Origin of the sequence: Streptomyces sp. NPDC048566, from assembly GCF_043199735.1 — a bacterium.
Classification (GTDB): Bacteria; Actinomycetota; Actinomycetes; order Streptomycetales; family Streptomycetaceae; genus Streptomyces.
The window spans coordinates 804,194-816,605 of the sequence record NZ_JBICWL010000001.1; the positions used below are offsets into that span (position 1 = coordinate 804,194).

Consider the following 12,412-nt stretch of genomic DNA (forward strand, 5'->3'; position numbering starts at 1 on the left):
GGCAGGGCGCGCGCCCGGAGGAGGAGGCCCGGCGCCGCGGTCCGGCGCCGGCCGCCGCGGACCGGGTGACCGGTGCCGCGGGGGAACGGCCACGCGCGAGTCGGCGCGGAGTCGTACGCTGGAGGACCCCGGCCCGTCCCACGTGTCGGGCCTTGCGCGTTGCCCACACCCCGGGATGGAAGACCTTCATGAGCCTGCACGGTCTGCTCGACGCCGTCGTCAAGGACGCCGCCCTCACGGAGGCGGTGAAGGCCGCCGGCGACGGCAACCGGACGCACGTCGACCTGGTCGGCCCGCCCGCCGCGCGTCCCTTCGCGATCGCCGCGCTGGCCCGGGAGACCGGCCGCACCGTCCTCGCCGTGACCGCGACCGGGCGCGAGGCGGAGGACCTGGCCGCCGCGCTGCGCTCGCTGCTGCCGCCGGAGGGCGTCGTCGACTACCCCTCGTGGGAGACGCTGCCGCACGAGCGGCTCTCGCCGCGCTCGGACACCGTCGGCCGGCGGCTGGCCGTGCTGCGCCGGCTCGCCCACCCCCGCCCCGACGACCCGGAGACCGGCCCGGTGTCCGTCGTCGTCGCCCCCGTCCGCTCCGTGCTCCAGCCGCAGGTGCGCGGCCTCGGCGACCTGGAGCCCGTCGTCCTGCGCACCGGCGGCAGCGCCGACCTCGGAGGGACGGTCGAGGCGCTCGCGGCAGCCGCCTACTCCCGAGTCGAACTCGTCGAGAAGCGCGGTGAGTTCGCCGTCCGGGGCGGCATCCTCGACGTCTTCCCGCCCACCGAGGAGCACCCCCTTCGGGTGGAGTTCTGGGGCGACGACATCGAGGAGATCCGCTACTTCAAGATCGCCGACCAGCGGTCCCTGGAGGTCGCCGAGCACGGCCTGTGGGCGCCGCCCTGCCGGGAGCTGCTGCTCACCGACGACGTGCGGCGGCGGGCGGCGGAGCTCGCCGAGGCCCACCCGGAACTGGGCGAACTCCTCGGCAAGATCGCCGAGGGCATCGCCGTGGAGGGCATGGAGTCCCTCGCACCCGTCCTCGTCGACGACATGGAACTGCTGCTCGACGTGCTGCCCGAGGGCTCGATGGCCGTCGTCTGCGACCCCGAGCGGGTGCGCACCCGCGCCGCGGACCTCGTCGCGACCTCGCAGGAGTTCCTCCAGGCGTCCTGGGCGGCGACCGCGGGCGGCGGCGAGGCCCCCATCGACGTCGGCGCCGCCTCCCTGTGGTCCATCGCCGACGTCCGGGAGCGGGCGCGCGAGCTGGACATGATGTGGTGGTCGGTCTCGCCGTTCGCCGCCGACGCGGACCTCTCCGACTTCGCCCCGGGCGCGGCGGCGGACACCCTCAAGCTGGGCATGCACGCCCCCGAGACCTACCGCGGGGACACCGCACGCGCCCTCGCCGACACCAAGGGCTGGCTGGCCGAGGGCTGGCGGACCGTCTACGTCACCGAGGCGCAGGGCCCGGCCGCCCGCACCGTCGAGGTGCTCGGCGGCGAGGGCATCGCCGCCCGCCTGGACACCGATCTCGCCGGGATCGGCCCGTCCGTGGTGCACGTGGCGTGCGGCTCCATCGACTACGGCTTCGTCGACCCCGCGCTGCGCCTCGCCGTCCTGACCGAGACCGACCTGTCCGGGCAGAAGGCGGCCGGCAAGGACGGCGCCCGCATGCCCGCCCGCCGCCGCAAGACCATCGACCCGCTGACCCTGGAGTCCGGCGACTACATCGTCCACGAACAGCACGGTGTCGGCCGCTACATCGAGATGGTGCAGCGCACCGTCCAGGGAGCCACCCGCGAGTACCTGGTGGTGGAGTACGCCCCCGCCAAGCGCGGCCAGCCCGGCGACCGCCTCTACATCCCCACCGACCAGCTGGAGCAGATCACCAAGTACGTCGGCGGCGAGGCCCCGACCCTGCACCGCCTCGGCGGCGCCGACTGGACCAAGACCAAGGCGCGCGCCAAGAAGGCCGTCAAGGAGATCGCCGCCGACCTGATCAAGCTGTACTCGGCGCGCATGGCCGCCCCCGGACACGCCTTCGGCGGCGACACCCCCTGGCAGCGCGAGCTGGAGGACGCCTTCCCCTACGCGGAGACCCCCGACCAGCTCACCACGATCGCCGAGGTCAAGGACGACATGGAGAAGACGGTCCCGATGGACCGCCTGATCTGCGGCGACGTCGGCTACGGCAAGACGGAGATCGCGGTGCGCGCCGCGTTCAAGGCGGTCCAGGACGGCAAGCAGGTGGCGGTCCTGGTGCCCACGACCCTGCTGGTGCAGCAGCACTTCGGCACCTTCTCCGAGCGGTACTCGCAGTTCCCGGTCACCGTCCGGGCCCTGTCCCGCTTCCAGACCGACACCGAGGCGAAGGCGGTCCTCGAAGGGCTGCGCGAGGGCTCGGTGGACGTCGTCATCGGCACCCACCGGCTGTTCTCCTCGGAGACGAAGTTCAAGGACCTCGGCCTGGTCATCGTCGACGAGGAGCAGCGCTTCGGCGTCGAGCACAAGGAGCAGCTGAAGAAGCTCCGCGCCAACGTGGACGTGCTGACGATGTCCGCGACCCCGATCCCGCGCACCCTGGAGATGGCGGTCACCGGCATCCGCGAGATGTCGACCATCACCACCCCGCCGGAGGAGCGGCACCCCGTGCTGACCTTCGTCGGCCCCTACGAGCAGAAGCAGATCGGCGCGGCCATCCGGCGTGAACTGCTGCGCGAGGGACAGGTCTTCTACATCCACAACCGCGTCGAGTCCATCGACCGGGCGGCGGCCCGGCTGCGCGAGATCGTGCCCGAGGCGCGCATCGCGACGGCCCACGGCCAGATGTCCGAGCAGGCCCTGGAGCAGGTCGTGGTCGACTTCTGGGAGAAGAAGTTCGACGTGCTCGTCTCCACCACCATCGTCGAGTCGGGCATCGACATCTCGAACGCGAACACGCTGATCGTGGAGCGCGGCGACAACTTCGGCCTCTCGCAGCTGCACCAGCTGCGCGGCCGGGTGGGCCGGGGCCGCGAGCGCGGCTACGCCTACTTCCTGTACCCGCCGGAGAAGCCGCTGACCGAGACCGCGCACGAGCGGCTCGCGACGATCGCCCAGCACACCGAGATGGGCGCGGGCATGTACGTGGCGATGAAGGACCTGGAGATCCGCGGCGCGGGCAACCTGCTCGGCGGCGAGCAGTCGGGCCACATCGCGGGGGTGGGCTTCGACCTGTACGTCCGGATGGTCGGCGAGGCCGTCGCGGACTACCGGGCCGCGCTGGAAGGCGGGGTCGAGGAGGAGCCGCCGCTGGAGGTGAAGATCGAGCTGCCGGTCGACGCGCACGTCCCGCACGACTACGCCCCGGGCGAGCGGCTGCGCCTCCAGGCGTACCGGGCCATCGCCTCCGCGAACACCGAGGAGGACATCAAGGCCGTCCGCGAGGAACTCGTCGACCGCTACGGGAAGTTGCCCGAGCCGGTCGAGAACCTGCTCCTGGTGGCGGGGCTGCGGATGCTGGCGCGGGCCTGCGAGGTGGGCGAGATCGTCCTCCAGGGCACCAACATCCGTTTCGCGCCCGTGGAGTTGAGGGAGTCGCAGGAGCTGCGCCTGAAGCGCCTGCACCCGGGGACGGTCATCAAGCCGTCGTCCCACCAGCTCCTGGTGCCCCGTCCGAAGACGGCGCGGGTCGGCGGCAAGCCGCTGGTCGGCCGGGAACTCCTCGGCTGGACCGGCGAGTTCCTCACCACGATCCTCGGGTCGTAGGCCCGCCGGCGGCCCGCGGGTCCCGTGCGCCGGTCCCGTGTAACGGTCCCGTCCCTCCGGCCTCGCGGACGGGGCCGTCGCGCCCGCTATCGGTCGTCCGCGCGGACGTCCCGCGCAGACGTCCGGCCCCACCCGGTCGCAGGGACCGTGGTGGGGCCGGACGTCTTCGGGTCGGGACCGGTCGCGTTCCGGGCGGCCGGGGGCGGTCCGCCTACGGCAGCGAAGGCGGACGCGGCCCCGCCCACCCGGGCGGCGGTATTGCGCACGCGTCGTCGGCAGGAGCGCGGTCCCTGACCGGGCGCCGCCCGCGTCACCGCCGCGCTCGGGCCGCCCGGCCGGTCAGGGGCGGTCGCGGTCGCGGTCGATCCCCATCGCGCCCTCGGCCTTGTGCTGCGCGTCGTCGACCCTGTCCGTGTACTTGTCGCCGGTCTTCTTGTTGACCTGCTTCTCGGCGGCGTCGGACATGTCCTTCGCTTTGTCCTGCACCGCTCGGTTGCTCTTGAACCTGTCGAAGATGCCCATCCAGAGCTCCTTCCGGGGCTGACTCACCACGACGATACGCCCGGTATGTCCCCCATGCCCGTCGGGTGGGGCGGGAGGCGGGAGTAGCGCCGGATACCGTGGGCAGAGGGGAAGCATGCCCGGGCGGGGCGGATCCGGGGAGCGAAGGGGAGGGCGTTGTCGTGCGTATGAGGGGTGGGGCGGCTGCCGCCGCAGTGGCGCTGATCGTGCTCGGGGCGGGTGGCTGCAAGGAGGACGCCCTGGGCTCCGCGGGCCCGCAGGAGACCGCCAAGGGCGGCGGAGGCGGCGGGGCCGCGCTCTCGGCCGTGGACTCGCTGACCGTCAAGGGGCGTGCCCCGAAGACCGGTTACAGCAGGGAGCGCTTCGGGACGGCCTGGGCGGACACGGACTCCAACCACTGCGACACCCGCGACGACATCCTCAAGCGGGACCTGAAGGACGTGAAGTTCACCGACGGCTCGTGCAAGGTGTCGCACGGGGTCCTCTCGCCGGACCCCTACGGCGGCAAGGACGTCACCTTCACCCGCGGGCGCAGCCTGGTCGACATCGACCATCTGGTCGCCCTCTCGGACGCCTGGCAGAAGGGCGCCAAGTACTGGGACGCGAGCAAGCGGATAGCGCTGGCCAACGACCCGCTCAACCTCGTCGCCTCCGGCGCGAGCGCCAACCGCAGCAAGGGCGACGGCGACACCGCGACCTGGCTGCCGCCCAACAAGGACTACCGCTGCGAGTACGTCGCGGGCCAGGTGGCGGTGAAGAAGAAGTACGGCCTGTGGGTCACCGGGGCCGAGAAGGCCGCGATGAAGAAGGTGCTGTCCGGCTGCCCGGACCAGAAGCTCCCCTCGGGCGGCAACCCGACCGCCGCGCCGAAGCGGTTCACCGCGCACTGAGGACCGCTCCGGGCCGCTGGCCCCCTCACGCGGGCAACGGGCCGCTGGCCCCCTCACGCGGGCAACGGGCAACGGGCAACGGGGATCGGACAGCGGGCGGGGCGTCGCGCGCGGGAAGTCCGCGCCGGCCGGCGCGGCGGCGGGGCGTTCGCTCCGTCCGCCGCCGTGCGCAGCCCCCGTCGTGCCCCCGTTCGGATCGCGGACCGCCGGCGCCCGGCCGGCCGGGCGCCCGGAGCGGCGTACCGGGGTGGGATCGAGGCGGTGCGGGCGGCGGGCCCGTCCGCGGGTGCCGGTGGGCACGGGCCCGGCCCCCGTTCGCAGTGCCGGTGCCGGTGCCGGTGCCCGCGGCCGAGCGCCGGCGGGACCGCGCTCCCGCCGCTCGCCCGCCGCGTCCGAGCCGGTCAGCCGCCCAGCTTGTCCAGGTCGAGGATGGTCCCGGCCGGCTTGGTCGCGGGGACCGGCTTGCCGTAGTCGCCGAAGGTGATCGTGCCCGGGTCCTTGGCGGAGTGGCTGTCGACCCGCAGCAGGTAGGGCTTGCCCTTCGTGGCGACGTACAGGGTGTAGCGGTCCTTGCCTTCCTTCTCGTGCAGGACGATCGCCTCGGTCCCGTCGATCGTCGTCGTCCTGCCCCGCGTGGCGTCGGAGTTCACCTCCGTCGCGTCGGCGAGCACCGAGTCGAGGTCGCAGAAGCCGGCGATGTCCTTGGCGTCGGAGCCGGAGGCGGCCATCTTGGTCCACTTGCCGGCCAGCATGTTCACGACCGCGTCCGTGTCCGCCTTGGAGTCGCCCTTGCCCTGGGCGCGCAGGAACGCCTCGTCGTACTTCATGTAGACGGTGTCGCCGGTCTTGATCAGGTCGGCCTTGCCCTGGTCGCCTATGCCGAGGGTGCCGGCGCAGTCGCCCTTCCTGTCGAGGGCCATGTCGATGTGGATGGTGGCGCCGTCCTCGTCGTCCGGCACGTCGCCCTTCATGCGGAGCGAGGAGGCGCCGGTGGTGGCCTTCACGGCCCGGTCGGCGATCTCGCCCCCGGACCGGCCGGCGAACGGACCCTGCGGCTTGCTGTCCGCCTTGGTCTCCCCCGGAAGGCAGCCGGTCAGACCGGCGGTGGCCGCGGCGGCGAGACAGAGAGCGGCGAGTGCGGTGCGACGCATGAGAGTTCCTTGGCGTGGTGTGGATGGCGGGATCGGCGATGCCGGGACGATCGGCGCGGTCCCGTGGACTGCCCGTTCGGTGGGTCAATAACAGCAGACGCTGTGAACCGAGTCAACACGGTTCACAGGTATGCCCATGTACACGCCTGTGAAGGGGTGGATCTTGCGTCCGCCGGTATGCTCGGCGTCACCTGCCGGATCATGTGAGCGGCCGGCAGCACCGGAGCGTGCGTCCGCGCAGACCGCCGGCGGACGGGCGTCACCCACCGGTGCTCCGGACCGGCGGGGCGCCCGGGCATCCGTGCACCGGAACGGGACGAACGAGGGGCCGCCGGGGTCACACCCGGCGCCGACCAGATCGAGGGGAGCCGGGCGGGTGCAGCACAACGCGACAGAGGTGACCGCGGCCGGGATCGCCCGGCTCGCCGGTGTCGGCCGCGCGGCCGTCAGCAACTGGCGCCGCCGCCACGCCGACTTCCCCCAGCCGGTGGGCGGCACCGAGACCAGTCCCTCCTTCGCCCTCGCCGAGGTCGAGACCTGGCTGCGCGAGCAGGGCAAACTCGCCGAGGTCCCGCTCCGCGAACGCGTCTGGCAGCAGATCGCCGGCCATCCCGACGGCCCCGTCACCGCCCTCGTGCACGCCGGCTGCGTGCTGCTGCTCATCCACGACCGCCCCACCGACTGGCTGGACCTGGCCGCGGGCTCCGACGCCCGGCTCGCCGCGGCCCTGCCTGCCGCCCTCGACCAGGTGATCACCCCCCGGTTCGGCCCTCCGCGCGAACGCGCCGTGCACCCGCCCGCGGGCCCCGACCTGCTCACCTCCGTACCCCTGCTGCGCGGCGCCGCCGAACTCGCCGCCGACGTGGGCGCCCGCCAGGCGTACGAGTTCCTGCTGGGACGTCACCTCGACGCGAACCCGCGCCAGTACACGCTCACTCCCGCCGGTCCCGCCGCGCTGATGGCGGACCTCGCCGGGCCGGCACGCACGGCGCTCGACCCGGCCTGCGGCACCGGCGCCCTGCTGCGCGCCGTGGCCGCCCGCCCCGGGCAGGAACTCTTCGGACAGGACAGCGCGCCCGAACTCGCCGCCCTCTGCGCCCTGCGGCTCGCACTCCAGGGCGCGGCCGCCGTGCGGACCGCCGCCGGGGACAGCCTCCGCGCGGACGCCCGCCCCGGCCTGCGCGCCGACGTGGTGCTCTGCCACCCGCCGTTCAACGAGCGCAACTGGGGACACGACGAACTCGCCTACGACGCCCGCTGGGAGTACGGCTTCCCGGCCCGGACGGAGTCCGAGCTGGCCTGGGTACAGCACGCCCTGGCGCACCTCGCGGACGGCGGGACCGCCGTGGTCCTGATGCCGCCGGCCGCCGCCTCGCGCCGCTCCGGCCGCCGTATCCGCGCCGACCTGCTGCGCCGCGGAGCCCTGCGGGCGGTGGTCGCGCTCCCCGCGGGCGCCGCGCCCCCGTACAACATCCCGCTGCACCTGTGGGTGCTGCGGCGGCCCGGGAAGGCGCCCGCGGGTCCTGAGGTGCTCCTGGTCGACGCCGGGGCCCCGGCCGGCGAGGGGCGCGCCGCCGACTGGAGCGCGGCGCGCGGCGCGGTGCTGGACGCCTGGCGGTCCTTCGAGCGGGAGGGCGGCGGACCCGACGAGCCGGGGTTCAGCCGTGCGGTGCCGGTCGTCGAACTCCTCGACGACGACGTCGACCTGGCCCCCGCCCGCCATCTGCCGCCGGCCGCCGCGGCGGGCGGTTTCGAACGGCTCGCGGGCGTACGCGCGGACCTCGGCGACACCCTGCGGCTGGCCGCCGGGCTCACGCCCCCCGAGGCGCGGCACGCGCCCGCCGCGCGCTGGCCGCTCGTCACGGTGGGCGAACTCGCCCGCGGGGGCGCCCTGCTGCTGCGCACGGGCGGGAACAGCGCGCCCGCCCGCGCGCTGGTGCTCACCGATCACGACGTGCTCGCCGGCACCGCGCCCTCGGGCGGCCTCCCCGAGGGCGACGAGGAGAGCGTGCTGGTGGAGGAGGGCGACGTGGTGGTCCCCGTGCTGGGGGGCGGTTCCGTCGCGCGCGTGGTCGACACCGCGACGGCCGGCGCCGTGCTCGGACGGAACCTGGCGCTGCTGCGCCCCGACCGGGACGCGCTCGACCCGTGGTTCGTCGCGGGGTTCCTGCGGGGCACCGCCAACCACCGGCAGGCCAGCAGCTACGCGTCGACCGCCACCCGGCTCGACGTGCGGCGGCTGCACCTGCCGCGACTGCCCCTGGAGGAACAGCGCCGGTACGGCCAACGCTTCCGCGCGCTGGCCGAGTTCGAGGACGCGCTGCGGCGCGCCGGCCGGCTCGGTGAGCAGCTCGTGCGCGGCATGTACGACGGTCTGACGGACGGGACCGTCGCCCCCGACTGATCCCGCCCTCGGTCGTTCCCGCCCCTGACCGGTCCCGAGCCCGACCGGTCCCGAGCCCGACCGGTCCCGAGCCCGACCGGTCCCGCGCACGGCCGGTCCCGCGCCTGACCCTCCCGCGCACGGCCGGCCCCGCGCCCGGCCGGCCGCGTTGCGCGCGGCGGACTCCGGCCGGGCGGAACGCGGGCCTCCCCGGCGGCAATCCGGTGGGTTCGGGGGCATGTCGGCTGATCGGCGCCGCAACGGTTCGGTACAACCCGGGACCGGTTGTCCTCCACGGCCTATACGCTCGGACTTCCACGTCGTACGTCCGTCCCCATCAGGCATCCAGGAGCTTCCATGCACGGCCACGGCTACGCGCCGCCTCCGGCGAAGCGACCCCCGACCGGGCTGCTGGTCGTGCTGCGCGTGATCTTCGGAGCGCTGCCGCTCCTGAGCATCGGATTCCTGGCGTGGGTGTCCACCCTGCGGGTCGCCGTGGTGACCCGCAGGGCCGTGGACTGGTGGATCTTCCTGGGGTCGCTGCTGGCCATGGGGATCAGCTTCGCGTTCCTCAGCACGGACCACACCGACGACTTCAGCAGCCCGAACGGCAACGTCGGCATGTCGATCCTGCTGCTCAACGCCGTTGCCTGCACCGGGTACTTCCTGTTCGCGGACATCCGGCACTACAGCCGCCCCGCCCCGCCGTTCCACCCCGGCCCCCTGCACGGCGCCCCGCACCCCGGCGCGCACTACGGCTACCCGCAGCCGGGCGGCACGGGCGCGCCGTACGGGACGCCGGTCCCGCAGGGGCGGACGTCCCTGCCGCAGCCGCCCGTGGTCCCGCCCCCGCCGCAGCGCCCCGCGCCCGTGCGCATCGACCAGGTGCGCGCCGAACTCGACGAGCTCAGCGACTACCTGCGCAAGCGGGACGGCCGCACCGGCGACGGGGACGGCAGGTGAGCGTGGCGACGGGCCGGGTGATCGCCGACCGCTACGAACTGTCCACGCTCATCGGCCAGGGCGGCATGGGCCAGGTCTGGACGGCCTACGACCGGCGCCTGGACCGGCGGGTCGCCGTCAAACTGCTGCGCCCCGACAAGGTGGCGGGCCAGGAGGCCGACGAACTGCGCCGCCGCTTCGTGCGCGAGTGCCGGGTGACCGCGCAGGTCGACCACCCGGGGCTGGTCACGGTCCACGACGCGGGCACCACGGGCGACGAGCTGTTCCTCGTCATGCAGTACGTCGACGGCGCCGACCTCTCCGACCACCTCGCCGAGCACGACCCCTACCCGTGGCAGTGGGCCGTCGCGGTCGCCGCCCAGCTGTGCGCCGTGCTGAGCGCGGTGCACGCCGTGCCGATCGTGCACCGCGACCTCAAGCCGCGGAACGTGATGGTCAAGCAGGACGGCACGGTCACCGTCCTCGACCTGGGCGTCGCCTCCGTCATGGACACCGACACCACCCGCCTGACCCACACCGGTTCGCCCATCGGCAGCCCCGCGTACATGGCCCCCGAGCAGGCCATGGGCGGCGCGGTCGGCCCGTACACCGACCTGTACGCGCTCGGGGTGCTGCTGCACGAACTGCTCAGCGGCGACGTGCCGTTCTCCGGTTCGACCGCGCTCGGCGTGCTGCACCGGCACCTGTACGAGCCGCCTCTGCCGGTGCGCCGGCTGCGCCCCGAGGTGCCGCCCGCACTGGAGGACCTGGTGCTGCGCCTGCTGGCCAAGGACCCGCAGCACCGGCCGGGCTCCGCGCAGGAGACCTACGAGCAGCTCCTCCCGCTGCTGCCGGCCCGGGGCGTGCCCGGCGGCGCCCCGCTGGACCCCACCCGGCCGTTCCTGCGCCCGCACGCCCCGTGGCCGGACCGCGCGCGGACCCCGGCGGCCCAGCCGCAGGCCGCGCCCGCGGTGGAGAAGTCCGACGTGGCCGGCGCGGTGGACGAGGTGAAGCGGCTGCTGGGCGAGGGCCGCATCACGCAGGCCGTGGACATCCTCGGGTCGATCCTCCCGGCCGCCGCGGCCGAGCACGGCGAGCGCTCGCCGGTGGTGCGCACACTGCGCAAGCAGTACGCGGCCACCCTCATGGACGACGGCCAGTACCGGCGCGCACTGCCCGAACTGCGCCGCCTCGCCGACGAACGCGCCGCCGAGGCCGGCCAGGCCGACCCGCAGTCGCTGCGCTTCCGCTACGACGCCGCCCAGTGCCTGGAGCAGCTCGGCGAACCGGCCGCGGCGCTGGCCGAGTACCGCGCGCTGCTGCCGTACTACGAGAACCAGTACGTCGCGGGCGACCCGGAGACCTCCCTCGAAGTACGGCGCAGGATGGGGCACCTGCTGCTCGCGCTCGGGGACCGGGCCGCCGCCCACGACACCCTGGCCCGGCTCCTGCACGACGTGGACCGGCTGCGGGGACCGGGGCATCCGATGGCGGGGGAGATCCGCCGTACCCTCCAGTGGCTCGGTCAGGTGCGGGGCTGACCGGGGGAGGGGCCTCGGGTTTTGCGCCGCCTTGGCCGAAACTTGTGATGATCATGATGCGGGCTTGCCCGGACCAGGGGTCGTGCCGGATAGGTTGCGATCTCCCGTGCGCCGCGCGCGTGGGCGTCCGCCCTCGGGCCGCGCCGCACGCCGCGCGCCCCGCACGTCCGGCACACCGCCGCGGCCCGATCGCCGGGCCGCTCGGCCGCCGCGCCGTCCCCGGCCGGAACCCCGGTCGAACCGGCGGTTCCGGCCGATCCGGCACAACCAGTTCGCACTATGGGGTGGGAGAGACATGTCCAGTCACCGGCAGTCCAGGAAGTTCAGATACGCGGCCTGGGCCGCGGCCGGAGCCGCGGTCGTCGCCGGAGCGGGGATCGCCGCGCAGAACTCGATGGCCGCGACCACCTGGCCCGCGCAGCGCACCTTCACCGGCCGCGCCTTCGACACCTGCGCCGCGCCCTCGCTCGCCGCGATGAAGGCCTGGCACACCGGCTTCTACGGGGCCGCCGCCGTCTACGTCGGCGGCAGGAACCGCGGCTGCGCCCAGCCCAACCTGACCGCCTCCTGGGTGAAGTCGGTCAGCGCGGTCGGCTGGAAGCTGATCCCCCTCTACGTCGGCGCCCAGCCGTCGTGCCAGACCGGCAGCAGCCCCGAGAAGATGACCGCCTCGACGGCCGCCTCGCTCGGCGCGAGCGACGGCGCGGACGCCGTCGCGAAGGCGGCGGCGCTCGGGATGAAGGCGGGCAGCCCGGTCTACCTCGACATGGAGCCGTACGACGTCACGAACAAGGCGTGCAACGACGCCGTGCTCACCTACGTGCGCGCCTTCGACAAGGCCCTGCACGCCAAGACCTACCGCACCGGCTACTACGGCTTCACCAGCTCCAGCGCCAAGGCCGTGGCGACCGCGGGGGACAGGACCGACCTGCCGGGCAACCTCTGGTACGCGCTGTGGGACAGGAAGAACACCACGACGAGCGACTGGCCGTGGGGCGCGACGCAGTTCACGAACCACAGCCGTGCGCACCAGTACATGGTCAACAGCAAGGAGAGCCGCGGCGGCTACGCGATCACGGTGGACCGGGACGCGTGGGACGCGCCGGTCGCGATCACGGGCTGAGCGCCCGGGGCGGCGCCGTCACGGGCCGATCGCGATCCGCGGTGCGGCGGTCCCCGAAGTCGCGGTGAATCGTTGGTCGAATGGCTGGCCGGGAGGCGAGCCACTGCCTACCATCGATCA

At 74.1% G+C, this 12,412-nt stretch carries 8 protein-coding genes; 6 read left to right on the forward strand and 2 right to left on the reverse strand.

Annotated elements, in window-relative coordinates:
* The first annotated feature begins 188 nt into the window (after positions 1-188).
* Positions 189-3,740, forward strand: coding sequence for a transcription-repair coupling factor (mfd, locus tag ACGFS9_RS03620; protein ID WP_393250370.1), 3,552 nt, complete (start codon positions 189-191; stop codon positions 3,738-3,740).
* Between the two features lie 339 nt (positions 3,741-4,079).
* Here mfd and ACGFS9_RS03625 read toward each other — a convergent pair whose 3' ends face one another.
* Positions 4,080-4,262, reverse strand: coding sequence for an Rv0909 family putative TA system antitoxin (locus ACGFS9_RS03625; protein WP_393250372.1), 183 nt, complete (start codon positions 4,260-4,262; stop codon positions 4,080-4,082).
* Positions 4,263-4,429: 167 nt separating this feature from the next.
* Between ACGFS9_RS03625 and ACGFS9_RS03630 the strand changes: the two genes are divergently transcribed.
* Entirely contained in the window at positions 4,430-5,152 is a 723-nt protein-coding gene (locus ACGFS9_RS03630; RefSeq protein WP_393250541.1) for an HNH endonuclease family protein, read from the forward strand.
* A gap of 401 nt (positions 5,153-5,553) precedes the next feature.
* Here the strand turns inward: ACGFS9_RS03630 and ACGFS9_RS03635 are convergent, their stop codons facing one another.
* Positions 5,554-6,303, reverse strand: coding sequence for a hypothetical protein (locus tag ACGFS9_RS03635; protein WP_393250374.1), 750 nt, complete (start codon positions 6,301-6,303; stop codon positions 5,554-5,556).
* A gap of 376 nt (positions 6,304-6,679) precedes the next feature.
* On the opposite strand from ACGFS9_RS03635, the gene ACGFS9_RS03640 reads away from it, so the two are divergent.
* From ACGFS9_RS03640 to ACGFS9_RS03655, 4 genes are all read left to right on the forward strand, one after another.
* Positions 6,680-8,707, forward strand: a complete 2,028-nt coding sequence (locus ACGFS9_RS03640) for an N-6 DNA methylase (RefSeq protein WP_393250376.1) — start codon at positions 6,680-6,682, stop codon at positions 8,705-8,707.
* Between the two features lie 336 nt (positions 8,708-9,043).
* Positions 9,044-9,649, forward strand: a complete 606-nt coding sequence (locus tag ACGFS9_RS03645) for a hypothetical protein (protein ID WP_393250378.1) — start codon at positions 9,044-9,046, stop codon at positions 9,647-9,649.
* 38 nt (positions 9,650-9,687) lie between these two features.
* On the forward strand, positions 9,688-11,169 hold the full coding sequence (locus ACGFS9_RS03650; RefSeq protein ID WP_393250543.1) for a protein kinase: 1,482 nt from the start codon (positions 9,688-9,690) through the stop codon (positions 11,167-11,169).
* Positions 11,170-11,464: 295 nt separating this feature from the next.
* Positions 11,465-12,292 (forward strand): glycoside hydrolase domain-containing protein, encoded by an 828-nt coding sequence (locus ACGFS9_RS03655; protein ID WP_393250380.1) that lies wholly within the window; start codon positions 11,465-11,467, stop codon positions 12,290-12,292.
* Positions 12,293-12,412 lie beyond the last annotated feature (120 nt).

Coding starts and splice junctions, on each gene's coding strand:
- mfd (WP_393250370.1), top strand. CDS start 189: ATGAGCCTGCACGGTCTGCTCGACGCCGTCGTCAAGGACGCCGCCCTC.
- ACGFS9_RS03625 (WP_393250372.1), bottom strand. CDS start 4,262: ATGGGCATCTTCGACAGGTTCAAGAGCAACCGAGCGGTGCAGGACAAA.
- ACGFS9_RS03630 (WP_393250541.1), top strand. CDS start 4,430: ATGAGGGGTGGGGCGGCTGCCGCCGCAGTGGCGCTGATCGTGCTCGGG.
- ACGFS9_RS03635 (WP_393250374.1), bottom strand. CDS start 6,303: ATGCGTCGCACCGCACTCGCCGCTCTCTGTCTCGCCGCCGCGGCCACC.
- ACGFS9_RS03645 (WP_393250378.1), top strand. CDS start 9,044: ATGCACGGCCACGGCTACGCGCCGCCTCCGGCGAAGCGACCCCCGACC.
- ACGFS9_RS03655 (WP_393250380.1), top strand. CDS start 11,465: ATGTCCAGTCACCGGCAGTCCAGGAAGTTCAGATACGCGGCCTGGGCC.